Below are 25,382 nucleotides of genomic sequence, written 5' to 3'. Positions count from 1 at the left end.
CGTGAACTCCTCTCTTAGCCCCGCTCAAATTCGGTTTTCCGAGCCGGATCAGACCTTTTCCGCCGCCTGCTTCTTGAGGGCATACAATGCCTCAAGCGCTTCGCGCGGGGTCATGTCGTCCGGATTTATCGCCTTCAACGCTTCGTCCACCTTGGAGGATCCACGTCTGGTCTCTTCCTTGCGGACAGCGACCTGGAACAGCGGCAGGTCGTCGATCAACTGGCTCGCCGGGTTCTTGCGATCGGAATCCTCAAGTTTGGTGAGCACATCGCGGGCGCGGGTGACCACCGAATCCGGCAGGCCGGCAAGGCGGGCGACCTGGATGCCGTAGGACCGATCGGCAGCGCCGGGGCCGACCTCATGCAGGAAGATCACCTCGCCATCCCATTCCTTCACCTTCATCGTGGCGTTGGAAAGCCGGCCCAGTTTTTCCGACAGGACGGTGAGTTCATGGAAATGGGTGGCGAACAGGCCGCGGCAGCGATTGCCTTCATGCAGATGCTCGACCGAAGCCCAGGCGATCGACAGGCCGTCGAACGTGGCGGTGCCACGGCCGATTTCGTCGAGGATGACCAGAGAGCGATCGGTTGCCTGGTTGAGGATCGCTGCCGTCTCGACCATCTCGACCATGAAAGTGGAGCGGCCGCGAGCGAGATCGTCGGAGGCGCCGACGCGGGAGAACAGCCGGTCGACAATGCCGATATGGGCGGAGGCCGCCGGCACGAAGGAGCCCATCTGGGCGAGAATGGCGATCAGCGCGTTCTGGCGCAGGAAGGTCGACTTACCACCCATGTTCGGGCCGGTCAGAAGCCAGAGAGCGCCGAAATCTCCATTGCCGTTCGGCGAGAGGTCGCAATCATTGGCGATGAACGGGCCGGAGGACTGGCGGCGCAGCGCCTGCTCGACCACCGGATGGCGGCCGCCCTCGATCGCAAACATGCGGCTGCCATCGACGACCGGACGGCGGTAGTCCCATTCCTCGGCCAACATGGCGAGGCCACCTGCGACATCGACGACGGAGAGCGCGCGGGCGCCAGCCTTGATCGCCTCGGCCTCCCCGGTCACGGCAGCGACCATCTTGTCGAAGGCTTCAAGCTCGATTGTCAGTGCCTTGTCAGCGGCGTTCGCAATACGGCTTTCGAGATCAGCCAATTCCGTCGTGGTGAAGCGCATGGCATTCGCCATGGTCTGGCGATGGATGAAGCGTGCCTTGGCCTCGGGCGTATCGGTCATCGGGCCGGCATTGCCGGCTGTCACCTCGATGAAATAGCCGAGCACGTTGTTGTGCTTGATCTTCAGCGACTTGATGCCGGTCTCCTCGGCATATTGCAGCTGCAGGCCGGCAATCACCTTGCGGGACTGATCACGCAGCGCCCGGACCTCATCGAGTTCCGCATGGGAGCCATCTGCAAGGAAGCCACCGTCGCGCTTCAGCAGCGGCAGGTCTTCAGCCAGCATGTTGCCGAGCAGGGATTCGACGGTGACCGGCAACGCCTTCAATTCAGCCAGCGCGTCAGAGAGTTCCACGGGCAGCATGGCGCCATCGAGGAAACCCGCAACGCCACGCGCCGCCTGAAGTCCGGCGAGGATCGCGCCGAGATCGCGAGGGCCACCGCGGTCCAGCGCCAGACGGGACAACGCGCGCGGCATATCCGGCACATGTTTGAGCGCAGATCGCAGGTCGGAGCAGAGCGACGGCTCATCCTTGAGGAACGAAATGGAATCCAGCCTGCGATTGATGCGGTCCGGGTCGGTCAGCGGCGACATCAGCCGCTCCGCCAGCAGACGGGCGCCGCCACCGGTAACGGTGCGGTCGATCGCCTTCAGAAGCGTGCCGTCGCGTTCGCCCGACAGCGTCTTGGTCAGTTCCAGATTGCCGCGAGTGGCCGGATCGATGAACAGGGTCGAGGCGCCGCTTTCGCGCTCCGGCCGGCCGAGCGGCGGGCGCTCGGAAATCTGGGTCTTCTCGACATAGGCGATGGCTGCCGCGGCAGCGGCAAGCTCGGCGCGGGAGAAGGTTCCGAAGCCATCCAGCGTGCCGACGCCGAAATAGCGGGCGATACGGCCTTCCGAGGTGGCGCTGTCGAACAGCACTGACGGCTGCGGCACGGCGACGCGGCCGAGCACGTCGAAGACAGGCTTCAGTTCCGGATCATGAAACATCGTGTCCGGCATGATCAGTTCGCGCGGCTCAATGCGCAGGATATCGGCGAGGAGACGCGTCGCTTCGGTTTCGGCCAGCCGAAATACGCCGGTGGAAATATCGATCCAGGCGAGCGCCATGGCCGGCTCGGCACCACCCTTGATGCGGGCGAGCGTCATCAGGTAGTTCGATTCAGACGCAACGAGCAGCTTTTCCTCGGTGATCGTGCCCGGCGTGACGAGGCGCACGACATCGCGCTTGACCACCGATTTTCCGCCGCGTTTCTTGGCTTCGGCCGGATCTTCCACCTGTTCGCAGACCGCGACGCGGAAGCCCAGCGCAATCAGCTTCTGCAGGTAGTCATCCGCCGCATGGACCGGCACGCCGCACATCGGGATATCCTGCCCCATGTGCTGGCCGCGTCTGGTCAGCGTGATACCGAGCGCACGCGACGCATCGATCGCATCCTGGAAGAACAGCTCGTAGAAGTCGCCCATGCGATAGAAGAGCAGAGATCCAGGGTTGTTGGCCTTGATCTCGATAAACTGCTCCATCATCGGGGTGGCCGTGGCACGGCTTTCCTCCGAGGCGAGCTGTTCGGCGGTCAGGGCGTCAATCGACAATCTTTCAAACTGGGTCACGGAACCGATTTTTTGTTGCGCATGGAAAGTGGCGACACTATCGGTGAAGCCCCTTGGAAGACAATATTTGCGGCGACCTTGAGGAAGGCTGCCCACAGGAAGCTGGAGAGGAAACACCCCGTGAACGAGAAGACAGGCAAGACACGCACATCGGTAACCGATCAGGAGGCGCTGGACTTTCACGCTGACGGACGCCCCGGCAAGCTGGAGATCACGCCCACCAAGCCGATGGCGACGCAGCGCGACCTGTCGCTTGCCTATTCTCCGGGTGTGGCCGTACCGGTAAAGGCGATCGCCGCCGATCCTGCCACTGCCTACGACTACACGACGCGCGGCAACATGGTGGCCGTCATCTCCAACGGGACCGCCATCCTTGGCCTCGGAAATCTCGGCGCGCTTGCCTCGAAGCCGGTGATGGAGGGCAAGTCGGTCCTGTTCAAGCGCTTTGCCGATGTCGATTCCATCGACCTTGAGGTCGATACGGAAAATGTCGATGAGTTCATCAATTGCGTGCGCTATCTCGGCCCCTCCTTCGGCGGCATCAACCTCGAAGACATCAAGGCGCCGGAATGTTTCATCATCGAGAGCCGCCTGCGCGAACTGATGGATATCCCGGTCTTCCACGACGACCAGCACGGTACGGCGATCATCGCGGCAGCAGGCCTGATCAACGCGCTGGAACTGACCGGGCGCGACCTCAAGACCACCAAGCTCGTCTGCAACGGCGCAGGTGCAGCAGCAATCGCCTGTATCGAGCTGATCAAGGCGATGGGCTTCAACCCAGCCAATATCATCCTCTGTGACACCAAGGGCGTGATCTATCAGGGTCGCACCGAGGGGATGAACCAGTGGAAGAGCGCGCATGCCGTGAAGACCGACACGCGCAGCCTCGAAGAAGCGATGAAAGGCGCCGACGTGGTATTCGGCCTTTCGCAGAAGGGCGCCTTCACCGCCGAGATGATCCGCTCGATGGCCGACAAGCCGATCATCTTCGCCATGGCCAACCCCGATCCGGAAATCACGCCGGAGGAAGTCGCCCGCATCCGCGACGACGCGATCATGGCAACCGGCCGTTCGGACTATCCGAACCAGGTCAACAACGTACTCGGCTTCCCCTACATCTTCCGCGGCGCGCTCGATGTTCGCGCCCGCCAGATCAACGACGCGATGAAGATCGCCGCAGCCCAGGCGCTGGCCGATCTTGCCCGCGAAGACGTGCCTGACGATGTGGCTGCCGCCTATCAGGGCAACCGGCCGCGTTTCGGCTCGCAGTATATCATCCCCGTTCCTTTCGATCCGCGCCTGATCTCGGCAATTCCGGTGGCGGTCGCGAAGGCTGCGATCGAAAGCGGCGTTGCGCGGCGGGAAATCACCGACCTTGCCGCCTATGGCCGCGAGCTTTCCGCTCGTCGCGACCCGATCGCGGCGACGACGCAAAGCATCTACGATCGCGTGCGCCGCTTCCCCAAGCGGGTCGTATTTGCCGAGGCGGAAGAAGAGCAGGTCATGCGTGCCGCGATCTCCTTCTGCAACCAGGAACTCGGCACCGCCATCCTGCTCGGACGTGACGACGTGATCCGGACGACGGCGGAGAAGGCCGGCATCGATCTCGACCGACCCGGCATCGAGATCGTCAATGCCCGTATCTCGACGCGGACCGAGGCCTATATCGACTATCTCTACGCACGCTTGCAGCGGGACGGTTTTCTGCTGCGCGACGTGCAGCGGCTGATCAACAACGACCGCAACCATTTTGCCGCCACGATGGTGGCTGTGGGCGACGCCGACGCAATGGTGACGGGTACGACGCGCAATTATGCGACCGCGCTTTCGGACGTCAGGCGCTGCATAGACGCCAAGCCGGGACATCGGGTGATCGGCGTGTCACTCGTCGTCGCTCGCGGACGGACGATCTTCGTTGCCGATACGGCCGTCCACGACAGGCCGGATGCCGAGGATCTTGCCGATATTGCGACGGAAGCAGCGCGGGTTGCCCGGCGCATGGGTTATGAACCGCGGGTGGCGATGCTCGCCTATTCCAATTTCGGCCAGCAGGTCGGCGACCGTTCGGAACAGGTGCGCGAAGCGGTAAAGATCCTCGACGGCCGGCGTGTCGATTTCGAATACGATGGCGAGATGTCCGCGGATGTGGCGCTCAATGCGGGCCGGATGGAGCAATATCCGTTCTGCCGGCTTTCAGGCACGGCCAATGTGCTGGTGATGCCGGCGATCCATTCGGCATCGATCGCCACGCGCATGCTGCAGGAAATCGGCGGCTCGACAATCATCGGCCCGCTTCTCGTCGGCTTCGACAAGTCGGTCCAGATCACCCAGATGGGTGCCAAGGATTCGGAAATCGTCAACATGGCAGCGATCGCGGCTTACAATGCCGGTTCGTAAGCACTGATTGGAAGCATCGGCCGGGTGGACTAAGTTCAGTGAACCAACTCCACCCGGAGCGCATCATGAAGACCATCAATATTCATGACGCCAAGACGCATCTGTCGCGCCTCGTCGAGGAAGCTGCAAATGGCGAAGGCTTCGTCATCGCCAAGGCAGGAAAGCCGATGGCGAAGGTCGTGCCGCTGGAAGAGGTGCAGCCGGAGAAGAAACGCCGCGCCGGCTTTCTCAAGGGATACGCTCAGATTCCGGATGACTTTGACACGATGTTCGCCAAGGAGATCGAAGAGATGTTTTATGGCGAGCGAAAATGAGAATACTTCCCGATTCTGATATACTCGCTTGGTTTGCGGAGGATGATCCCAAACTGAGTGATGAGATGCGGGATGTCCTCGAGAGCGTTGAAAACCAGCTTTTCTTCAGTTCGGCCAGCATCTGGGATGCTGATGATCAAGAGAGGTCTGAACCGCAGCGGCTTCAATATTGAACCGCGCATTTTGCAGCGAGCGCTTCTGGATAACGGCTTCAGCGAGTTGACGGTGAACTCGCGCCACGCCTTTGCCCTGGAGCTCATGCCGCCGATCCACAAGGACCCGTTTGATCGAATCCTGATCGCACAGGCAGCGGCGGAAGGCATGCTTCTGCTGACGTCGGACGAGATGATAGCACGCTATCCCGAGCCAATCAGGCTCGTGCAGTAAGCGTATCAGCTGACGAAGCGGCCACCGTCGACATCGAAATGGTTGATGTATCGGCCGGAAATCTCGGCGATCGGCAGGACGATCAGGACATCGGTGGTGTTGAACGCCTGGTCGACGACAGCACCATCACCGATCATCGCACCGAGCCGCAGATAGCCCTTCACGAGCGGCGGCATGGCCGAAAGCGCCTGGCGCGGATTGATGCTTTCGGCCGGGATCATATCCATCTTGCGATAGAGATCAGGCTTCGCCGACACCATCCATTGATCCTTCACAAGCGAATTGTGATGCAGGAAGGACAATGCCAGCGCGTGCTCTTCGGGAGAGACGCCGGGGAAGGATGCGCAGCCAAACATGGCGCCCATGCCGTGCCTCAGCGAATAGGTCCAGTTGCCCAGCCACAAAAGCTCGACCGTGCGCTTGGTGCGGTAGTCCGGGATGACACAGGAGCGGCCAAGCTCCATGAACTGCTTATCGGGATGACGGGCCAGAAGAGGCTCGATATCGAATTCGGAGGCCGAATAAAAACCACCATTCGCCATGGCAACTTCCTGCCGCAGAAGGCGGTAGGTGCCGACGATCTGATCCTCGATCTCGCCCTCGATGGCGTTGTCGACCACAAGAAGGTGGTCGCAAATATCGTCATAGCTGTCGAAGTCACGCTTGAGGCGCATCGCTTCAGGGCTCAGCGTCGCCTTCATCTCTTCGACGAAGACGCGGTAGCGCACAACCTGCGCAGCCTCAATTTCGCGGCTGCTGCGTGCAAGCCGCGTTTCGAGCGAGCCTATGCGGCCGAATACATCGCCATTGACAGTGGATGGCGGCGGAGTCGAAGGAATATCGAGTGTCAATTCGCGGTTCAGGAGTTCGATTGCCATGGTGATTTGCCCGTCCCGGTTGGATCACCGTCATAAATCACGTCTCTACGACAGGAACGTGACGTCAATTGTCACATTAGGATGGCATCCGGGATCCGTCAACGGCTTCCCTGGCGATCCACATCGCGGCCGAGAAGATTGCGGATTTCGTCCAGCAGCCTCTCCGGCTCGACAGGCTTCTGGAATACCCTGTCGGCGCCGGCGGCCATGGCATCCTGCAGCAACCCATCGCGACTATCCCCCGTCAGGACGACGACAGGCACAGCCGACAGCCGCAGCGTTTTTTCCTTTGTACGTAGATCCACCAGCACATCGAGCGGATCCCCGCCGGGCATGTTCATGTCGGTGATGATCAGGTCGGGCTGGGCATCGACCTGCCGGATGATATCGAAGAAACTCGGAACGTCAGCGACCCATCGCACCTTGTGCCCGCCCCGCAGCAAGGTCGCGCGCACCAGCGTGGCATTGATCGGATCGTCCTCGGCCAGCACGATATCGAGCTTTTCTCTCCGGGCCGGATCGGTGGCCACCTCGGATACCACCGGCGGGGCCATGATCGGCGCCGAGCCGGATGTTGAGGCAGGAGGGCGTGCGAAGCCGCGCATGCGGCCGCTCAGCACATCGATCAGCGACCGTTCGCGCAGCGGCCGGATCAGCCAGGCATCGAAGAGGTCCTGCGGCTGCGAGGCACGCTCTTCCGGATTGACGAGCAGGATGCGATGCAGTGGATGATGCTGCGGCTCGCAGGCATAGTCGGATGCGAGGCGATGATCGACGACGAGGTCCGTAAACGGCATGGCGCCCAGCGCGGCGCGATCGATCAGTACCGACACGTCGCTAGCACTGGCGACATGTCGGCAGCGACCGCCCAGCGCCTCAATGGTGGCAACTGTCGCCTGAGCCGTCGGCCCAGGCGGAGCAAGAAGCAGCACACGCGACCGTGACAGCATCCCGCTACGATCCGTATCGCCAGCCGCGACGTCTTCGGCCAGTCGCACGGGAAAGCGTATGGTGAAGGTGCTGCCATCACCCTTTTTGCTTCTGACCGAAAGAGAACCGCCGAATTCCGTCAGAATGCGCGATGCGATGCCGAGGCCGAGGCCGGTGCCGCCGCTTCGCGCTTCAGCCGATCCCGCCTGTTCGAACTCGCCGAAAATGGTTGCCTGTTCCGTCGGCGTCATACCCGGCCCGGTATCGTTGACAGCAATTTCGACATTGCCCGCGGCGATCTCGACACGGACGAGGACACCGCCGACACTGGTAAACTTGACCGCGTTGCCGATGACGTTGAACAGGACCTGGCGCAGCCGGGCGGGATCGAAATCGAGCAGGTCGGGCAGGTCGGCGGCGAATGTTGCCGCCACTTCGATCCGCTTTTCGTGGGCTCGAGGCGACAGCATCTCGACGACGCTTTCCAGCAGCTGCCGCAGGTTTTCGGCGCGCGTGTTGAGCCGGAAGCGGCCTGCCTCCATCGTCGACAGATCGAGGATGTCGTCGACGAGTTGCGCCAGAAGATGGCCGGACTGGCGAATGCCGCTCAGATAATTCTGCTGCTCCGCCGTCAGCTTGGTCTGGCTGAGCAGATGCGTCATGCCGAGAATGCCATTAAGCGGCGTGCGGATTTCATGAACGACGGTCGACAGGCGGCGGGATTTCGCTTCGCTGACGGCTTCCGATTGTTTGAGCCGTCCCGTCAGGGAACGGTTGCGGCTACTCGGCGACCAGGACTTCAATTGAGAGAAGAGGCTTTGCAACGTGCCCGCAGAGCCGCGCAAGGCGTTGGAGTGGCCATCGACGCCTTCCGAAGGCCGGACAACGATCTCCCGCAACGGCTTCGCGTGTTCCCCCGGAAAGGCTCTCGAGGAAAACGCCCGTGTGATGCGATCGTGCAGTTCGGCAATGGTGCGCATGCAGCAAGACTACACGGGCTTTCCTTCGCAATCCTTATGCCGTCGGACTAATAAAGGGTTAATCGCGTGTCTTCGAACCGATCAACTCATCGAGAATGACGAAGCCCGCGCCGATGGTGATGAAGCTGTCGGCGAGGTTGAAGACGGCAAACGACCAGGTCTGCGTGTGGAACAGGACGTAGTCGATGACGTGACCGTAAAGTACGCCATCAATGAGATTGCCGATCGCACCGGCGATGATCAAGGCGAAGCCCAAATGCGCGAAGGTGCGCGAGGCGGGGGTCCTGCGCCAGAGCCACAGAACCACGGCAACGATGACCAGCCGCATGCCGATGATGAATTCCCGCTCCATGCCGGAGAGGAGCGAGAAGGCAACGCCGAGATTATAGGTGCGAAACAGTGCCAGGAAAGGCAGGACCGGTACCGTTTCATGCATCGGCAGATAGGCTTCTACGGCAAGCTTAACCACCTGATCGAGGATGACGGCGATCACGATGACGATTGCGGCGATCAGCGGACGGGAGAGATAGGCTGCGCGCTCGTTCATTTTCTTTCTTCCAGGACAAGGAGATGGCGGCGTGCTTCAAACAGCATGACGGCGGTGGCAACGGCAAGGTTGAGACTGTCTGCCCTTCCCTGTTGCGGGATACGGACCGTGCGGTTTGCCGCGTTGGCAAGATTGTCCGGAAGCCCCGACTGCTCATTGCCCATGAGGATGACGACCGGCCTGGTCTTGTAGTCCGCCTTGCGATAGTCGATGGCACCGGCCAGATGGGTGGCCACCACTTCGACGCCGGCCCGCTTCTGCCAGGAGAGGAATTCTTCCGCCGAGCATTTCACCACGGGCAAAGCGAAGACCGAGCCCATGGTGGCGCGCACCGTTTCGAGCGAGAAGGGATCGGTGCAATCGCCCACGAGAATGACGGCAGAGGCGCCGGCAGCATCGGCGGTGCGGATGATCGTGCCAAGATTTCCCGGATCACGCACCCGATCGAGCGCGACGACAGTCTGATCCCGCGACGGGAGCAAGTCGTCCAGCCGCATCCAGCGCTGCTCGAAAATGCCGACCACCATCTGCGGATTGTCGCGCCGCGTGACCGAGGACAGGACTTTTTCAGAGACTTCAAGCACAAGTCCGCCATTGGCGACGGTGCGGGTCGCGGCCTGCTCGACCAGAGGCTTGCCCTTGGCCGCCTTGGCATAGATCAGCGTGCGGATTTCCCAGCCGAGTTCCAGCGCATCGATCACAAGCTTCAGGCCCTCGGCCATGAAGGTGCCGGCAGCCTCGCGATCCTTCTTGTTGGATAGCGCCTTGATGTCCTTGATGATCGGATTGGCGAGCGAAGTGACTTCCTTCACCTGGCCGACCTTGCGTGCGCCCGGCTTTCTGAAATCGTCTGTCATTTTGAAACCCAGCGGCTGAAAAGGGATGTGGAGAGCGCGCGGCCACGGTCATGACCATCAAGGCCGGTTTCGCGGATGACGAGCTCACCCGATTCCACCGTGCCGCCTGCGCCGCGCATGGTCTCACGCATCAGTTCATGGATGGAATAGAAGCTTGCCCTGATCGAGTAAGCCGTCAGCACGAGGCCGACCGCGTCCTTGGACAGAAGCTCGCGGCAGATATCGAGCATCACCGGGAGGTGCTCGAACAATTCCCAGACCTCGCCATTCGGCCCGCGGCCGAATTTCGGCGGGTCGGTCAGGATGATGTCGTAGGTGCTGCCGCGGCGTTCCTCGCGAAGGATGAACTTCATGGCATCCTCGCAGATCCAGCGGATCGGCGCCTTGTCGAGGCGGGAGAGAGCCTGATTGTCCCTCGCCCAGCCGATCGCCTTCTTCGAGGCGTCGACATGGGTGACTTCGGCACCGGCAGCGGCGGCAACGAGCGAGGCAACGCCTGTATAGCCGAAGAGGTTCAAGACCTTGAGCGTGCGTCCCCTGGCCTTCGCCTCCTCGACACGCTCCTTTACCCAGCCCCAATGGACGATCTGTTCGGGGAAGAAGCCCATATGACGGAAGGCGGTGAAACGTCCAAGGAAATCGATGTCGAGCAGCGACAGCGGCCATGTTTCGCCGAGCGCCTGTCGCGGGAACTTCCAGCGCCCCATGCCGTCCTCGTCCGTATTGCCGGTGAAGACAGCATCTGCCCTGTCCCAGACGCTGCCCGGCAGGCACGGCTGCCAGAGTGCCTGTGCCTCCGGCCGGACGACGAAATAGGGACCGTATTTTTCGAGCTTCAGGCCACGGCCGCTATCGACAAGATGGAAATCACCGGCATTCTGCGATTCCAGAATGACAGGCACGTTTTCACGCGGCAGATCGCCCGAGCGATCGAGCAGAGCGCGGGCCGGCGTGGCAGCCTGGGCGGCAGATGCCGCGCTTGCCGCTTTTTCGCTGGCTCTTGCGTCCCTGGCACTACGCTCCCCGGACCGGGGTTCGGCAGATTTCTGGCGCATCGCGGAAGCCGGCGCCTTCGGCTTTGTGGTGGCACCATGACGTTCAGCGCCGCTCCCTCCTCGGGAAGCGCCTTTCGACGCACCGCCCGGCGCGCCTTTCGGCGGAGCCTTCTGCCCGCTGCGCTTGTCTCTGCTCTTCAAAGAATGATCCTTCGCTCTCATCCGCGTGCAGATAGCATCTGGAGAGCCTTCGGCAAAGCCCAGGTGACGACGATAGAATCAGGCCGCTTCTTGAGACAAGGCGACTGCCTTATCCCGATACGACGAAAGATTTCGGGAATTGCCAGAGCGTGCCTGGACCCGGAATGCCACGCAGAACTCGACTGATCAACGCCGAGCGATTGCCTTGTGCTCGTTCTGCCACTTCACCGCCGCCTTGGCTTCCGTGCGGGCAAGCTTGCGATAACGCCCCTGACGCCACCATGTCACCAAGGCGCCGATCGCCATGCCGACAAGCAGGGCCAGGAATACGAAGACAAAGAAGGGCGCCGAGACCGCCAATATGCTGTCCTGCGGCTGGAAGGGATTGAGCGCCAGAGTGACGGTCTGCCGATTGGCAACCGCCAGCACGATCAGGATGATGCCAATCGGCACAAAAACGACAAGCGAAAGGATCCGCTTCAGCTTTGTCATGACTTACTCCGGCAAATATCTCAATGACGGAAAACAGATCGGGCCGGATGCCGCAGTTTCAAGACCCTGCGGCGATTTCCGTCTCAATCGTCCTCGTCGGCCATGCCCGGATTGAGCCGCTCGCGCAGCTCCTTCCCGGTCTTGAAGAACGGAACCCATTTCTCCTCGACGAACACGCTTTCGCCCGTTCTCGGATTACGTCCCGAGCGCGACGGGCGGTTCTTTACCGAGAACGCGCCGAAGCCACGGAGTTCCACCCTGTTGCCGCCGGCAAGAGCATCCGTGATTTCATCGAGCACGGCATTGACGATGTTCTCGACGTCGCGATGGTAGAGATGCGGATTGCGTGCCGCAACGATCTGTACCAATTCAGACTTTATCACGGTTGCCCCCTGAAAAAATTAGATTTTCAACCATTCCCAACCTGCCAAACGGAGACAAGACCGTCAAGGAACAACTTGCTTGGCCCCCATCCCTCAAGCGCATCGGGTGCAATCGGCATGGTGATGCCCATGTAACGGAAAAGCCCGGCCAGCGCGTGGGCAAACCAGAAGGACGAGGAACTGTCGCTGTCCTTCCACTCGACGATCGGCAGATCGCGCGAAATGCCGCGGCTCGCCAAGTAATCGCGAATATCGTCATCACCGCCCAGCTTGTCGATAAGCTTGACGTTGAGGGCCTGCCGTCCGGTGAATATCGTGCCGTCGGCGAGTTTCAGAACCTCGTCGCGCGGAAGTTTCCGCCGCTCGGCCACAAGGTCGACGAACCAACCATAGCTATCCATGATCATGCTGCGGATCATCGCCTTGGCGTCATCGCTGGCCGGATGGAAGGGCGATGGCTCAGCTTTCAGCGGCGACGACTTGATCTCCTCAAGCGAGACGCCGATCTTCTTCATCACCTCGTCGACCTGCGGATACTGGAAGATGACGCCGATCGAACCGGTGATCGAGCTTTCGCCTGCAATGATCTCATCGCCTGCGGTGGCAATCATGTAGCCAGCCGAGGCCGCGAGTGTGCGAATGTCGGAAACGACGGGCTTCTTGGCCGCGACCTTGCGGATCGCCTGATACAGCCGCTCCCCGCCATAGGTCGTGCCGCCAGGAGACGAGATGGATACGATCAGCGCCTTGGCCTCATTGCTGTCGGCGATCTTCTCAAGCCGCTCGACCAGCTCACGGTCATCGGTGATCATGCCCGAAATGTTGACGCGGGCGACATGCGGTGCGGCCGCTCCCGTCTTGTCGCCGGCAAGCAGCCGGTAGGAAACGAAACCGATGACGACCAGGAGTAAAAGGGCTGCGATACGCCAGAAGCCGAGCTTGCGACGCAACTGGCGCCTATCTGCAATTGCCATGTGGTCCATAAAAAAGCCCTGCCTGCTTAATATTCTGGAAACCAAAAATTGGATCCGTTTCGTCCATCGCCGCCGCTCCTATCACGTTTTTATGTTCTTCGTTATTGTTTGTTGAAGGATAAAAACCATATTGGCGGTCGACGATCGTGGTGCGGACCCTAAAAGCCGACCCGAGCGAGTGCCGAAAAAGAACGAACGGACCCACATGCTGCAGCATCTGCGAAATTCGGGCAAGCCGATTGCCGCTTCCGAACAAGCGCCAGCGAGCCCTTATGATGCGGCAATCGCACATTCATCCCGCGTGAGCAGACTGCGGATCCTCCTGCCGATTGCCGCGGGCGTGATCTCGCTTCTTTTCGTCGGCGTTGCTGTTATCCGCACCTATATGCCGGAAAATCTTTCCATCGAGAGCGCGAAGATCGAAGACGGCAAGATCGTCATGGAACGACCCGCGATATCCGGTCGCAACGCGCAGGGCATCAGCTATTCGATGCTGGCGACCAAGGCATTGCAGGATATTCAGAACCCCAACATGATCACCTTGAAGGACGTCAAGGCGGCGGTACCGATCAACGAGGATATTATCGCCCGTGTAACGGCGACGAGCGCGGACTTCGATCGCGGAGCCGACGTTCTCGATCTCGCCACACCATTCGACGTCAATCTCAGCAACGGCGTGACCGCGCATTTCAAATCGGCCCATGTCGATATCCCCGGCGGTACGATGAACACCTCGGATATGGTGAATATCACGATGACCGAAGGCTCCATTGTTGCAGATTCGATGAAGATCACCGATAAGGGGCATACCCTCACGTTCACCGGCACAGTTCGGGTCCATCTCGATCCTGCAGCCACTCGCAACAAAGGCAAGTAGAGCCCGGCCGCCATGATGCATCATCGCTTATACTCCCGCATTCCTGCCGCGACCGCGGCGGCACTTCTCTGCTGTTTGGGCACATCCGCCTTTGCTCAGTCGACAACCAGCAATATGGGCGGCCTCAAGCTTTCCAATGACCAGCCGATCCAGATCCAGAGCGACCAGCTGGAGATCAAGGATCAGGAAAAGAAGGCCTATTTCACCGGCAACGTGAATGTCGTGCAGGGCACGACGACGCTGAAGGCCGGCAAGATGACCGTGCTTTACAAGGAAAAGGCCAATAGCGACGGCAAGACCAATGGCGACAGCAAAGCTGCCGCGACCTCGATCTCCAGCGGCAATGCGGATATCGACAAGATCTTCCTCGACGACACGGTCTATCTGAACTCCGGCACCCAGCAGGCGACTGCCGACAATGGGCAGTTCGACATGGCCAGCCAGACCTTCGTGTTGACCGGCAAGCAGGTCGTGCTTTCCGATGGCCCGAATGTCTTCCGAGGCTGCAAGCTGACGGTGCACATGCAGACCGGCGAGGCCAAGCTCGATGCCTGCGGCCAACGCGTTGAAATCATGCTCGACCCGAAGTCGCGCCCCAAGCAATAGACCCAACACGTGAAGCTTCCTTTCCTCTCCCGCTCACCGGCAAGTGCTACACCTTCGCCAGAACCATTCATGGCGCGTGACAAGACGCGCTATGAGGGCACTCTCGTTGCTCACGGCCTTTCCAAGACCTATGACACGCGGCGGGTGGTCAACGGGGTCTCCCTTGTTGTTCGCCGTGGCGAAGCCGTCGGACTTCTGGGACCGAATGGCGCAGGCAAAACGACCTGTTTTTACATGATCACGGGTCTCGTGCCGGTCGACGAAGGCATGATCGCCATCAACGGCAATGAAGTGACGCGCATGCCGATGTATCGCCGTGCGAGGCTGGGTGTCGGCTATCTTCCGCAGGAAGCGTCGATCTTCCGTGGGCTATCGGTGGAAAACAACATCCGCGCCGTGCTTGAGGCGCACGAACCCAATCGCGACAAGCGCGAGGCCAAGCTCGACGAGTTGCTGGAAGAATTCCATATCAGCCATCTGCGCAAGTCTGCAGCCGTCGCCCTTTCCGGCGGCGAGCGGCGGCGCCTGGAAATCGCGCGCGCGCTCGCGACGGACCCGTCCTTCATGCTGCTGGACGAGCCTTTTGCCGGCGTCGACCCGATCTCCGTCTCTGATATCCAGAATCTCGTTCGCCACTTGACCGCACGTGGTATTGGGGTACTGATAACCGATCACAACGTACGCGAAACCCTTGGCCTCATCGATCGAGCCTATATCATCCATGCCGGCGAAGTGCTGACGCATGGACGGGCTTCGGATATCGTGAATAACCAGGACGTGAGGCGGCTCTATCTCGGGGACAAGTTCAGCCTCTGAAATCGCAGCGAAATAATCTCTGCGCCGCTTGACCAAATCTCTCAAAAAAGCAATTCTTGTGCCAGATGCGCCTAAGGCGGCTGAGCAATGAATGCGCGGCCAAGGGATTTCGGGAGTTTAGCGTCCACCATGGGTTTAACCGCCAGCCTTTTCCTGCGACAGACCCAATCGCTTGTCATGACGCCGCAGCTGATGCAGTCCATCCAGCTGCTGCAAATGACCCATTTCGAGCTCAACCAGTTCATTGCCCAGGAGCTGGAAAAGAATCCGCTGCTCGAAATTGCGCCATCCGACGGAGAAAGTGGCGCGGAATTAGGCCATAGTGACGCAGCCGAGCACAGCACGAGCGACGGCGAGACGGATGCCGGAAACTGGCCGGATGACCAGGGTATCGTCATCAGCGAGACGTTTGGCGACGAGCTCGACGGCGGCGCCGAGAACGTGTTTCCCGACGACCAGCCGGAACGCCGGGCTGATGCACCGGAGCTGCTCGGCCAATGGAAATCCATGCCTGGCGGCGATGCGGGCGAAGACTATGATTTCGACGATTTCATCGCCGGTGAGGTCGGCCTACGTGAGCATATCAGCCAGCAGGTGCCATTGCTGCTGAGAGAACCGCAGGACCGGCTGATTGCGCAGCAACTGACCGACGAGCTCGACGATGCGGGTTACCTGCAATGCGATCTGGGGGACGTGGCCAGCCGGCTGGGAACGGACTTGCCGCATGTGGAGCGCGTTCTGGAGCGCCTTCAGACGCTTGATCCTTCGGGCATATTCGCTCGCTCGCTCGGAGAATGTCTGGCAATCCAGCTACGGAACAAGGACCGCCTTGACCCTGCGATGGCGGCACTGGTCCAGCATCTTGAACTTCTGGCCAAGCGGGATTTCACCACGCTTCGGAAACTCTGCGGCGTGGATGACGAGGACCTTCTCGACATGCTGTCGGAAATCCGCCAGCTCAACCCGAAACCCGGTGCGGATTTCGCTGGGCAGGTGGCCGATGTCATTTCCCCGGATATCGTCGTGCGGCCGGCAAATGGCGGCGGCTGGGCGGTGGAACTCAATCCGGACACGTTGCCGCGTGTGCTGGTCAACCAGATCTATTTCCAGCAGGTATCGAAAGGCTGCCCGAAGAACAGCGAAGACTATGTCTTCCTGTCGGACTGCCTGCAGAACGGCAACTGGCTGACGCGCAGCCTGGACCAGCGCGCCAAGACGATCATGAAGGTGGCGAGCGAGATCGTTCGGCAGCAGGATGCCTTCCTGATGCATGGCGTCGATCATCTGCGGCCACTCAATCTGAAGACCGTGGCGGAAGCGATCAAGATGCATGAATCGACCGTCAGCCGCGTCACGTCCAACAAGTACATGCTGACGCCGCGCGGCATGTTCGAGCTCAAATATTTCTTCACCGTCTCGATCGGATCGGCCGACGAAGGCGGCGACAGCCACTCTGCCGAAGCGGTGCGCCACAAGATCAGGGTTCTGATCAATCAGGAGGTGCCAGAAGCCGTGCTGTCCGATGACGATATCGTGACCAGTCTGAAACAGGCGGGCGTCGATCTCGCCCGGCGTACGGTCGCCAAGTACAGGGAAGCCATGAACATTCCCTCCTCCGTGCAGCGGCGCCGGGAAAAGCGCGCGTTGGCGCGGGCCGCAGCAGTGTAACCGCATTCACAGCACATCCACAGGTGGAGACGTTGACATCCCAACGCCCGGAGGCTAGAAGCCCCGCCGCAGCCGGGGGACGCCCTCTCCCAGCCCGCAGGCCGGGATGTCAGCGCTAATTTGCGACAATCGGTGCGAACGGCTTGGATGCAGGAGCGGCTTGGCGTAGACTGGAACACGCAAGTCACGACAAGAAGGAATAATTCCATGAGTGTGCGCGTATCCGGTAAACATATGGAAATCGGCGATTCTTTCCGCCAAAGGATCGAAGACCATATCGGGGAGGCAATAACGAAATACTTCGATGGCGGCTATTCAAGCCAGGTCATCGTCGAGAAGTCCGGACCGCGGTTCTCGGCAGACTGCAAGGTGCATCTCGATACCGGCATGGTCTTTCATGCAGCTGGCGAGGCAAACGATCCCCAGGGCAGCTTCGATGCCGCCGCAGAGCGGATCGAAAAGCGTTTGCGCCGTTACAAGCGCCGTCTGAAGGATCATCACGCAGGCGTCCAGGCGAACGGATTTGCCGAAGTGGCCTATACGGTCATGGACCGGGTGCCGGATGAGGACGAGGATGTTCCGGACGATTTCGCTCCGACGATCGTCGCCGAAAGCACGAAGCCGCTGCGGACGATGTCGGTCGCGACTGCCGTGATGGCGCTCGATATGACCGACGAACCTGTGCTTCTTTTCCGGAGCCCCGGTGACGAGAAGCTGAACATCGTTTACAGGCGCCAGGACGGCAATATTGGCTGGATCGATTCCACCAATATCAAGAACTAAAGAAACTCGGGAGGCGTCGGCAACGGCGCTTCCCACGCCCTCGCGGCACAAAGGATGAAAAGAATGGCATTGGCAGATCTGCTGCATCCAGATGCGATTATCCCTGCCTTGAAAGTGACCTCCAAGAAACAGCTCCTGCAGGAATTGGCTGTCAAGGCAGCCAAGCTCACAGGCGTTTCCGAGCGGGAAATCTTCGACGTCATCCTTCAGCGCGAACGGCTGGGATCGACCGGTGTCGGGCATGGCATCGCCATTCCGCATGGCAAGCTCGCCGGTATTTCGTCGATCAAGGGCATCTTCGCACGGCTTGAAAGCCCGGTCGATTTCGAAGCGCTGGACGACGAACCCGTCGACCTCGTCTTCCTTCTCCTGGCACCCGAAGGGGCCGGCGCAGATCATCTGAAAGCTCTGTCGCGCATTGCCCGCGTGCTGCGCGACCAGGAACTCGTCGGCAAGCTACGCCAGACGGAGTCAGCATCGGCCATCTATGCCTTCCTCAACGAAGAGCAGGCCAACAACGCCGCCTGAGCGCGGCCTTCCTTTTCCTGAAATGACGGCAGATCAGCAGGCGAGATCGGCAACGACCGCGTCGAGGATCAGCATGCCGCTCGGCGTGCAGCGCAGGCGCGAGTTTCCGAGCCGCTCGATGAAGCCGTATTCGAGCAGGCGCTCCTCACGCACGGGATCCGGGTCGCGGCCGGACAGTTCCTGCCAGCGAGCGAGATCGACACCCTCCTTGAGGCGCAGGCCCATCAGCAGCAGCTCGTCGGCCTGCTCCTCGTAGCCGAGGATTTCCTGCTCGATCATGCCGTGTCCCTGGGCTTCCACCTGCTCGAGCCATGTTTCCGGGCGGCGCTCGGTGGCGGTGGCGATCTTGTTGCGGCCGCGAGCGAGCCGACCGTGGGCTCCAGGCCCGATGCCGGCATAATCGCCGTAACGCCAATAGGTGAGATTGTGGCGGCTTTCCGCCCCCTGTCTCGCATGGTTGGATACTTCATAGGCCGGCATGCCGTGGCGCGCGGTGATTTCCTGCGTTGCCTCGTAGAGCGCTGCCGACTGGTCGCCGTCCGGAACGATGAGCTTGCCCGCCTTGTGCAGGCCGTAGAAAGGTGTCCCCTCCTCGATCGTCAGCTGGTAGAGTGACAGATGGTCGACGGCATAGGAGATCGCCTCCTTCAGCTCCGCCTCCCAGGCCTCCACCGTCTGTTTCGGCCGCGCATAGATGAGGTCGAAGGACATGCGCGGAAAGATTTCGCGCGCCAGGCGGATTGCCTTCAGGGCATCGGCCACATCATGCAGGCGGCCGAGGAATTTCAGATCGGCATCGTTGAGCGCCTGAACGCCCATGGAGACGCGGTTGATGCCGGCCGCGCGGTATCCGCGGAAGCGCTCCGCCTCGACGCTAGAAGGATTGGCCTCCATGGTGATCTCGATGCCATCCGGCACGCTCCAATGGCGGGCAATACCGTTGAGGATCGCCTCGACGGTCGAGGGGTCCATCAGTGATGGGGTACCACCGCCGAGGAAGATGCTGGTGACAACCTTCGGGCCACTCATCGCCCGCATCGTTTCCATCTCCTTCAGGAAGGCTGCGGTGAAACGGGCCTGATCCACCGGCTGGTGGCGAACATGGCTGTTGAAGTCACAGTAAGGACATTTGGCCGCGCAGAAGGGCCAATGGACATAGACGCCGAAGCCCGGCTCGCCCGTATCGGGCAGCAGCGTATCGGGAGTATTGAGGACGACGGCGTTCACGGAAAATCAGGCCTCCAGGCAGGTCTCGACGAAAATCTTGAAGGCACGGGCACGGTGCGAGAGCGCCGAAGCATCGCCCGGCTTCCAGCCGTGCTTTTCCTCGCTCGTCATCTCACCAAAGGTCGTCTCATAGCCTTGCGGCTGAAAGAGCGGATCGTAGCCGAAGCCGGCGGTGCCGCGCGGCGGCCAGGCGACCGTGCCTTCGACTTCACCGCGGAACATTTCGGTATGGCCATCCGGCCAGGCAAGGCAGAGTACGCTGACGAAGCGGCAGGTCCGCTTGTCCGGCGTCGTGGCGCCCTTATCCTGCAGCGCCTTCTCGACCTTCTCCATCGCCATCTGGAAATCGCGGCTGCCATCCTCGCGCTCGGCCCAGTTGGCGGTATAGACACCCGGAGCACCATCCAGCGCATCGATGACGATGCCGCTATCGTCTGACAGTGCCGGCAGGCCGGATGCCTTGGCGGAGGCGAGCGCCTTGATCGCGGCATTTTCTTCAAACGTGGTGCCGGTCTCGTCAGGCTCTTCGAATTTCAGTTCGGCTGCCGATTTTGCCGAGAAGCCGAAGGGGCCGATCAATTCGGCAATTTCCCGGATCTTGCCGGCATTGTGGCTGGCGACGACGATGGTCTTGGTGTCGAGCTTGCGCATGGGGTTCCATTTTTCGAAAAGAGAGGAGTGGGGGTGCCGTAACCAAGAGCCTTCCCCGGCGGGGGAAAGAATGGCGGCCGCCGTATGAGGGGCGGCCGCGCCTGATAGCAATCAGCCGATCGCCTGTTTCTGCAGGGCAACGAGTTCCTGCGTGCCGGCCTGGGCGAGTGCCAGAAGCTGAAGAAGCTCGTCCTGAGTAAACGGCTTGCCTTCGGCGGTGCCCTGGATCTCGACGATGCCGCCGGAACCGGTCATGACGAAATTGGCATCCGTCTCGGCCGCACTATCCTCCAGATAGTCGAGGTCGATGACGGCCTGATTTGCGAAGATACCGCAGGAGATTGCCGCGACATGATCCTTCAGGACCTTGTCGAGCTTGATCATCGAACGCGTTTCCATCCATTTCAGGCAATCGTGAAGCGCAATCCAGCCGCCGGTGACAGAAGCCGTGCGGGTGCCGCCATCCGCCTGGATGACATCGCAGTCGATGGTGATCTGCTTTTCGCCGAGCGCTTCGAGATCGACGACAGCGCGCAGCGAACGGCCGATCAGGCGCTGGATCTCCAGCGTGCGGCCGCCCTGCTTGCCCGAGGCCGCCTCGCGCTTCATGCGGTCGCCGGTGGCGCGCGGCAACATGCCGTATTCAGCGGTCACCCAGCCCTTGCCGGTGTTGCGCAGCCACGGCGGCGTCTTTTCCTCAAGGCTTGCCGTGCACAGCACATGCGTGTCGCCGAATTTCACCAGACAGGATCCCTCGGCGTGTTTGGAAACGTTGCGCTCGAAGGAAACCTTGCGCATCTGATTGACTGGTCTGCCTGAAGGCCGCATGCATCACTCCCTATAAGTATTTCCTGCCTTCTAAGATCGTCCGCCGCCATTTGCAAAGAAAAAGCCGCTGACGCAGCGCGCAGTGACAATCCGCGTCGTTTCAATCATTTCCCTTTTAAGCCGTCGCCTTCACCGACTATATTTACAAGACGACAAAATCGAGGTGACGGCAAAAGATGGAGTTTCCGACGGCTATGGGCTTGGATGCCGGTTCGATGCTTGACGATCGCTCGCGCGAAATCTTCCGCCGCATCGTCGAGGGCTATCTGGAAACGGGCGAACCGCTCGGCTCGCGAAATCTTTCCCGGCTGCTGCCGATGTCGCTCTCGCCGGCCTCGGTGCGTAATGTGATGAGCGACCTGGAACAGCTCGGTCTCATCTATTCGCCGCATGTCAGTGCCGGCCGGCTGCCGACCCAGAGCGGCTTGCGCTTCTTCGTCGACGCCTTCATGCAAACGGGCCATCTTTCCGACGAGGAGAGAGCCAGCATCGACCGGCAGATCAGGCCGGTGGAGCGAGACCAGACACTGGAAAACCTGATGGCGGATGCGAGCCTGATGTTATCCGGCGTGTCGCGCGGTGCCGGCATCGTTATCACCACCAAAAGCGATCCGGTGCTCAAGCACGTGGAATTCATCCGGCTGGAACCGACAAAGGCGCTTGCGGTCCTGGTCGGCGACCACAACCAGGTTGAAAACCGCATCATCGAATTGCCGGCGGGGGTCACCTCATCGCAGCTGACCGAAGCCGCCAATTTTCTCAACGCGCATCTGGCCGGGCAGACGCTGCCGGAATTCAGATCCCAGCTGAAGCGGCTGAAGAGCGAAGTGCAGACGGAAGTCGATGCGTTGGCGCAGGATCTGATCGAGCGAGGACTGGCCGTCTGGTCCGGCGATACCGAGGAAGGCAAGCCGACGCAACTCATCGTGCGCGGCCGCGCCAATCTTCTCGAAGGGCTTGGAGAAACGTCCGACCTCGACCGGCTGCGACTGCTGTTCGACGATCTGGAGAAGAAGGACAGCCTGATCGAGATCCTCGAACTGGCGGAAGCGGGACCGGGTGTCAGGATTTTCATCGGTTCGGAGAACAAGCTGTTTTCGCTTTCCGGTTCATCGCTGATCGTCGCCCCCTATCGCGACGGCGAGGACCGCATCGTCGGTGCCGTCGGCGTCATCGGTCCGACGCGGCTCAATTATTCCCGCGTCGTGCCGATGGTCGACTATACCGCCCAGCTGATTGCCCGTCTCTCGCGCGGCTCGATCTAAAGCACATCGCAATCGCGTCGGAGCCTTGATTTTTTCGCCGCAAACCTCGATATCCAGCGCAAAATTCAAGACACTGCAGTGCGGCAAGCAAAAATCGGCATGCCGAGATGCTGTAGCCTCATAGGACCCCGCGCATCGTCCTTGCCGAAGCCAATCCGGGCTTGCGGGCCGATGCGCCAAGTAATCGGAGAACGTCATGACCGACGAAACCAAGAAAACCGGACCTGACGCAGCGTTCGCAGACAATGCGGAAGCCACCGCAGCCGCTCTCGACGGCGCGGCCGATCAGAATGCCGCGGAAATCCCAGCGGCGGAGCCCGACCCGATCGATCTCTTGAAAGCTGAAAACTCCGACCTGCGTGATCGCTTCCTGCGGCTTGCCGCGGAAATGGACAATCTGCGCCGCCGCACCGAGCGCGACGTGAAGGACGCCAAGTCCTATTCCGTCGCAGGCTTTGCCCGCGACATGCTGGCTGTGTCGGACAATCTCCGTCGCGCCCTCGATGCCGTGCCGGCCGATCAGCGCGCCGCAGCCGACGCCACGCTGACGACCCTGCTCGAAGGTGTCGAAATGACCGAGCGCGCCATGCTTTCGGCACTCGAGCGGCATGGCGTGAAGAAGATCGACGCGGAGGGCGAGAAGTTCGACCCGAACTTCCACCAGGCAATGTTTGAGGTCCCGAACCCTGCGGTACCCAACAATACGGTCATCCAGGTGGTTCAGGCAGGCTTCACCATCGGCGATCGCGTGCTGAGACCCGCCATGGTCGGCGTCGCAAAGGGCGGACCCAAAACGGAGCCAGCGACGAGCGCCGCCAATAACGGCTGATCGAGCATGAAGAAACGTCCGCGACGTTTCTTCAGTGGGTCGTTTCGAGAGCCGAGCTTGCCAGCGAACGGATAAGCTCAAGCTCTTGCTGCAAATGCAGGCGGGTCCGTCGATCGGTATCCGCCAGCGAGCTGCCTTCATCGGCGGCCAGGGCAAATATCATGTCGAGCTCGTCGAGCAGGCCAGGGTCCTTGATCGCCAGCAGAGTGATGACTGCCTTCAACAGTTTGTCGTTAGCCGCGATCCGTGCGCGCGCTTCTTCATTCATGACCTTCCTCCAGGCAATCGATGAAACATGTGGCGCCTTTTTGCAAAGCAAAGGGGGAAGACCATTGTTCCTTGAAAAGAATTCTTTTTTGCTGCGATCGAGACACACGATTTGGGTCTGAGGCCCAGAGCGGCCTGCAATGATGCCATTTTACGGGTACGTGGTCGGCTGGCGGCGGCCAGAAGCGGCCTACTCATCAGCATTCCCAAGCCACAAGGCTCTCGCTTTGCTTCTGTTGCCGCACATAGCTGCACCGGATGCGCGGAATACCGCGTAAGCGCGCAAACAAAAGGGGACCGGCCCACGATGGGCCGATCCCCTTTTCTAACTAGAAACCCGAAAAGATCAGGCGTTGTTTTCGTTGATCAGGCGCTTCAACAGTTCGACTTCGTGGCCGAGCTTGGTATCCGCGCCGATCAGTTCCTCGATCTTGCGCACAGCATGGAGAACGGTGGTGTGATCGCGACCGCCGAAGCGGCGACCGATTTCCGGGAAGGACCGCGGCGTCATGGTCTTCGACAGATACATGGCGATCTGACGCGGCTTGACGATGACGCGGGTGCGACGGTTCGAGACCAGTTCCTGTCGCGAGACATTGTAATGGCGGGCAACGATGCGCTGGATGTCCTCGATGCGAACGCGCCTGGCTTCGCCGGCCCCGACCAGATGAGCGAGAAGCTCGTCAACGCGATCGATGGAGAGAGACGGTTCGAAGGAGCGGCGGAACAGGAGCTGGTTGAAGGCACCTTCCAGCTCGCGGCCGCTGCTGGCGACATTGCGTGCCACATGCGACAGAATTTCCGCCGGAATATCGAGCGACGGGTCGTCCTGCTTGGCAGACTGAAGACGTCCCTTGAGCATTTCAAGGCGCATTTCGTATTCGGGAGCCTCAAGCTCGATGGCGACACCGCCCTGGAGACGCGAGCGAACGCGCGTATCGAGCGATTCCAGTTCCCAAGGCGCCCGATCGGCGGCAACCACGACCTGCTTGGCGCTGTCGAGCAGCATGTTGAGCAGGTGGCAGAACTCGTTCTGGATCATCTTGCCCTGCAGGAACTGCATGTCGTCGATGATCAGAAGGTCGATATTGCGCAGGCTGTCCTTCAGCGTCAGGGCATCGTTGTCGCGGATCGCGGTGGCGAAACGCCACATGAAGTATTCAGCCGTGAGATAGACCACCCGCGGATTGCGGGCGCTGCCGACAGCCGCGTTGGCGATTGCCTGGAGAAGATGGGTCTTGCCGAGGCCGACATTGGAATGAATGAAGAGCGGATTGAAGCGCACCGCACCCGCACCGGCTTCGGCAATCGTCTTTGCCGCGGCCAGCGCGACGCGGTTCGAGGAACCTTCGATGAAGGTATCGAACGTGTAGCGGCTGTCGAGCGGAGAGCCGAACAGCGGGCCGGACTGCGGATTACGGGCAACCGGGGCCGCGGACGGCGCCGGAAATGCCGCGATCTTGCCGATTTCGCGCGGCTGAGAACTGCGTGTGACAGCCGCCGGGGCATTACCCTGCACAGGCTGCGGGCGCTCTTCAGCGACGCCGGCCGGCCGCGTGCTGCGGCTTGCGCTGCGCACGAGGATTTCCACCTTCAGAATTTCCTTGTCTTCCGCCTGAAAGATCGTGGTGATGAGGTCGAGATAACGGTTGTTGATCCAGGACTTCAGAAAAGTCGTCGGTACGGTGAGCCTGACAACGCTCTTCGAAACCGAATGGAGCTTGAGACGCGCAAACCAGCTCGCATAGACATCCTGGCCCACCTGTGCCTTCAACCGCGCACTGAACCGGTCGAAAAGAGCATCATGCTGCATTTCCGCTGTTTCCCCTGCCGCCTGCGGGCAAACTGAATCGAACCCCTGTCGTGCATGGTCCACATTGCCAAGTGCACGAGCCGATACGGTATTCATTTGCAT

At 60.7% G+C, this 25,382-nt stretch carries 25 protein-coding genes; 11 read left to right on the top strand and 14 right to left on the bottom strand.

Annotated elements, in window-relative coordinates; translation table 11 throughout:
- Positions 1-48: 48 nt before the first annotated feature.
- Complete coding sequence (mutS, locus tag NCHU2750_RS00125; protein ID WP_119942763.1) at positions 49-2,700, bottom strand: DNA mismatch repair protein MutS; 2,652 nt, start codon at positions 2,698-2,700, stop codon at positions 49-51.
- Positions 2,701-2,904: 204 nt separating this feature from the next.
- Here mutS and NCHU2750_RS00120 point away from each other — a divergent pair, with 204 nt between their 5' ends.
- The 3 genes from NCHU2750_RS00120 to NCHU2750_RS00110 all read left to right on the top strand — a co-directional run bounded on the left by NCHU2750_RS00120 (position 2,905) and on the right by NCHU2750_RS00110 (position 5,885).
- The gene (locus NCHU2750_RS00120; RefSeq protein WP_245480298.1) at positions 2,905-5,184 is read left to right on the top strand and encodes an NADP-dependent malic enzyme; all 2,280 of its coding nucleotides are present in this window, start codon (positions 2,905-2,907) and stop codon (positions 5,182-5,184) included.
- 65 nt (positions 5,185-5,249) lie between these two features.
- Entirely contained in the window at positions 5,250-5,498 is a 249-nt protein-coding gene (locus tag NCHU2750_RS00115; RefSeq protein WP_119938589.1) for a type II toxin-antitoxin system Phd/YefM family antitoxin, read from the top strand.
- 126 nt (positions 5,499-5,624) lie between these two features.
- Positions 5,625-5,885, top strand: a complete 261-nt coding sequence (locus NCHU2750_RS00110; RefSeq protein WP_245480297.1) for a type II toxin-antitoxin system VapC family toxin — start codon at positions 5,625-5,627, stop codon at positions 5,883-5,885.
- A 5-nt stretch (positions 5,886-5,890) separates the two neighbouring features.
- Here the strand turns inward: NCHU2750_RS00110 and olsB are convergent, their stop codons facing one another.
- The 8 genes from olsB to sppA form a co-directional block, all read right to left on the bottom strand.
- The gene (gene olsB, locus NCHU2750_RS00105; protein ID WP_119938588.1) at positions 5,891-6,763 is read right to left on the bottom strand and encodes a l-ornithine N(alpha)-acyltransferase; all 873 of its coding nucleotides are present in this window, start codon (positions 6,761-6,763) and stop codon (positions 5,891-5,893) included.
- Between the two features lie 98 nt (positions 6,764-6,861).
- Entirely contained in the window at positions 6,862-8,673 is a 1,812-nt protein-coding gene (locus NCHU2750_RS00100) for an ATP-binding response regulator (protein WP_119938587.1), read from the bottom strand.
- Positions 8,674-8,731: 58 nt separating this feature from the next.
- Positions 8,732-9,220, bottom strand: a complete 489-nt coding sequence (lspA, locus tag NCHU2750_RS00095) for a signal peptidase II (protein WP_119938586.1) — start codon at positions 9,218-9,220, stop codon at positions 8,732-8,734.
- The gene (locus tag NCHU2750_RS00090) at positions 9,217-10,077 is read right to left on the bottom strand and encodes a TrmH family RNA methyltransferase (protein WP_119938585.1); all 861 of its coding nucleotides are present in this window, start codon (positions 10,075-10,077) and stop codon (positions 9,217-9,219) included. Before NCHU2750_RS00090 ends, lspA begins: the two co-directional genes overlap by 4 nt.
- The gene (locus NCHU2750_RS00085; RefSeq protein ID WP_245480296.1) at positions 10,074-11,273 is read right to left on the bottom strand and encodes a class I SAM-dependent methyltransferase; all 1,200 of its coding nucleotides are present in this window, start codon (positions 11,271-11,273) and stop codon (positions 10,074-10,076) included. Before NCHU2750_RS00085 ends, NCHU2750_RS00090 begins: the two co-directional genes overlap by 4 nt.
- Positions 11,274-11,459: 186 nt before the next feature.
- On the bottom strand, positions 11,460-11,765 hold the full coding sequence (locus NCHU2750_RS00080; RefSeq protein ID WP_119938584.1) for a lipopolysaccharide assembly protein LapA domain-containing protein: 306 nt from the start codon (positions 11,763-11,765) through the stop codon (positions 11,460-11,462).
- A gap of 83 nt (positions 11,766-11,848) precedes the next feature.
- A complete protein-coding gene (locus NCHU2750_RS00075; protein WP_112454414.1) occupies positions 11,849-12,148 on the bottom strand; it encodes an integration host factor subunit beta in 300 nt (99 codons plus the stop codon).
- Positions 12,149-12,174: 26 nt separating this feature from the next.
- Positions 12,175-13,131 (bottom strand): signal peptide peptidase SppA, encoded by a 957-nt coding sequence (gene sppA / locus NCHU2750_RS00070; RefSeq protein ID WP_119938583.1) that lies wholly within the window; start codon positions 13,129-13,131, stop codon positions 12,175-12,177.
- Positions 13,132-13,327: 196 nt separating this feature from the next.
- Here sppA and NCHU2750_RS00065 point away from each other — a divergent pair, with 196 nt between their 5' ends.
- The 6 genes from NCHU2750_RS00065 to ptsN all read left to right on the top strand — a co-directional run bounded on the left by NCHU2750_RS00065 (position 13,328) and on the right by ptsN (position 18,400).
- Positions 13,328-13,999 carry an LPS export ABC transporter periplasmic protein LptC gene (locus NCHU2750_RS00065; RefSeq protein ID WP_119938582.1) on the top strand — a complete coding sequence of 224 codons (672 nt, stop codon included), beginning with the start codon at positions 13,328-13,330 and terminating at the stop codon, positions 13,997-13,999.
- 12 nt (positions 14,000-14,011) lie between these two features.
- Positions 14,012-14,605 (top strand): LptA/OstA family protein, encoded by a 594-nt coding sequence (locus tag NCHU2750_RS00060; RefSeq protein ID WP_119938581.1) that lies wholly within the window; start codon positions 14,012-14,014, stop codon positions 14,603-14,605.
- Between the two features lie 69 nt (positions 14,606-14,674).
- Positions 14,675-15,421, top strand: a complete 747-nt coding sequence (gene lptB, locus NCHU2750_RS00055) for an LPS export ABC transporter ATP-binding protein (protein ID WP_119938580.1) — start codon at positions 14,675-14,677, stop codon at positions 15,419-15,421.
- Positions 15,422-15,550: 129 nt separating this feature from the next.
- Positions 15,551-17,089, top strand: coding sequence for an RNA polymerase factor sigma-54 (gene rpoN, locus NCHU2750_RS00050; RefSeq protein WP_119938579.1), 1,539 nt, complete (start codon positions 15,551-15,553; stop codon positions 17,087-17,089).
- A 207-nt stretch (positions 17,090-17,296) separates the two neighbouring features.
- Entirely contained in the window at positions 17,297-17,872 is a 576-nt protein-coding gene (gene hpf / locus NCHU2750_RS00045) for a ribosome hibernation-promoting factor, HPF/YfiA family (RefSeq protein WP_119938578.1), read from the top strand.
- A gap of 63 nt (positions 17,873-17,935) precedes the next feature.
- Positions 17,936-18,400, top strand: a complete 465-nt coding sequence (ptsN, locus tag NCHU2750_RS00040; RefSeq protein ID WP_119938577.1) for a PTS IIA-like nitrogen regulatory protein PtsN — start codon at positions 17,936-17,938, stop codon at positions 18,398-18,400.
- 33 nt (positions 18,401-18,433) lie between these two features.
- Here ptsN and hemW read toward each other — a convergent pair whose 3' ends face one another.
- From hemW to rph, 3 genes are all read right to left on the bottom strand, one after another.
- Positions 18,434-19,627 carry a radical SAM family heme chaperone HemW gene (gene hemW, locus NCHU2750_RS00035; RefSeq protein WP_119938576.1) on the bottom strand — a complete coding sequence of 398 codons (1,194 nt, stop codon included), beginning with the start codon at positions 19,625-19,627 and terminating at the stop codon, positions 18,434-18,436.
- Between the two features lie 6 nt (positions 19,628-19,633).
- Complete coding sequence (rdgB, locus tag NCHU2750_RS00030; RefSeq protein WP_119938575.1) at positions 19,634-20,278, bottom strand: RdgB/HAM1 family non-canonical purine NTP pyrophosphatase; 645 nt, start codon at positions 20,276-20,278, stop codon at positions 19,634-19,636.
- A 111-nt stretch (positions 20,279-20,389) separates the two neighbouring features.
- On the bottom strand, positions 20,390-21,106 hold the full coding sequence (gene rph / locus NCHU2750_RS00025) for a ribonuclease PH (protein WP_119938574.1): 717 nt from the start codon (positions 21,104-21,106) through the stop codon (positions 20,390-20,392).
- Positions 21,107-21,282: 176 nt separating this feature from the next.
- Here rph and hrcA point away from each other — a divergent pair, with 176 nt between their 5' ends.
- Both hrcA and grpE read left to right on the top strand, forming a co-directional pair.
- Positions 21,283-22,371: a heat-inducible transcriptional repressor HrcA gene (gene hrcA / locus NCHU2750_RS00020; protein ID WP_119938573.1), complete on the top strand. Its 1,089-nt coding sequence runs from the start codon at positions 21,283-21,285 to the stop codon at positions 22,369-22,371.
- Between the two features lie 196 nt (positions 22,372-22,567).
- Positions 22,568-23,200, top strand: a complete 633-nt coding sequence (gene grpE / locus NCHU2750_RS00015) for a nucleotide exchange factor GrpE (protein ID WP_119938572.1) — start codon at positions 22,568-22,570, stop codon at positions 23,198-23,200.
- A gap of 31 nt (positions 23,201-23,231) precedes the next feature.
- On the opposite strand, the gene NCHU2750_RS00010 is transcribed toward grpE, so the two are convergent.
- The gene (locus NCHU2750_RS00010; RefSeq protein WP_119938571.1) at positions 23,232-23,468 is read right to left on the bottom strand and encodes a hypothetical protein; all 237 of its coding nucleotides are present in this window, start codon (positions 23,466-23,468) and stop codon (positions 23,232-23,234) included.
- A gap of 345 nt (positions 23,469-23,813) precedes the next feature.
- Positions 23,814-25,382 carry a chromosomal replication initiator protein DnaA gene (gene dnaA, locus NCHU2750_RS00005; protein WP_119938570.1) on the bottom strand — a complete coding sequence of 523 codons (1,569 nt, stop codon included), beginning with the start codon at positions 25,380-25,382 and terminating at the stop codon, positions 23,814-23,816.

Origin of the sequence: Neorhizobium sp. NCHU2750 (assembly GCF_003597675.1) — a bacterium.
Lineage (GTDB): Bacteria > Pseudomonadota > Alphaproteobacteria > Rhizobiales > Rhizobiaceae > Neorhizobium.
This window is presented reverse-complemented; position numbering and strand designations above follow the sequence as displayed.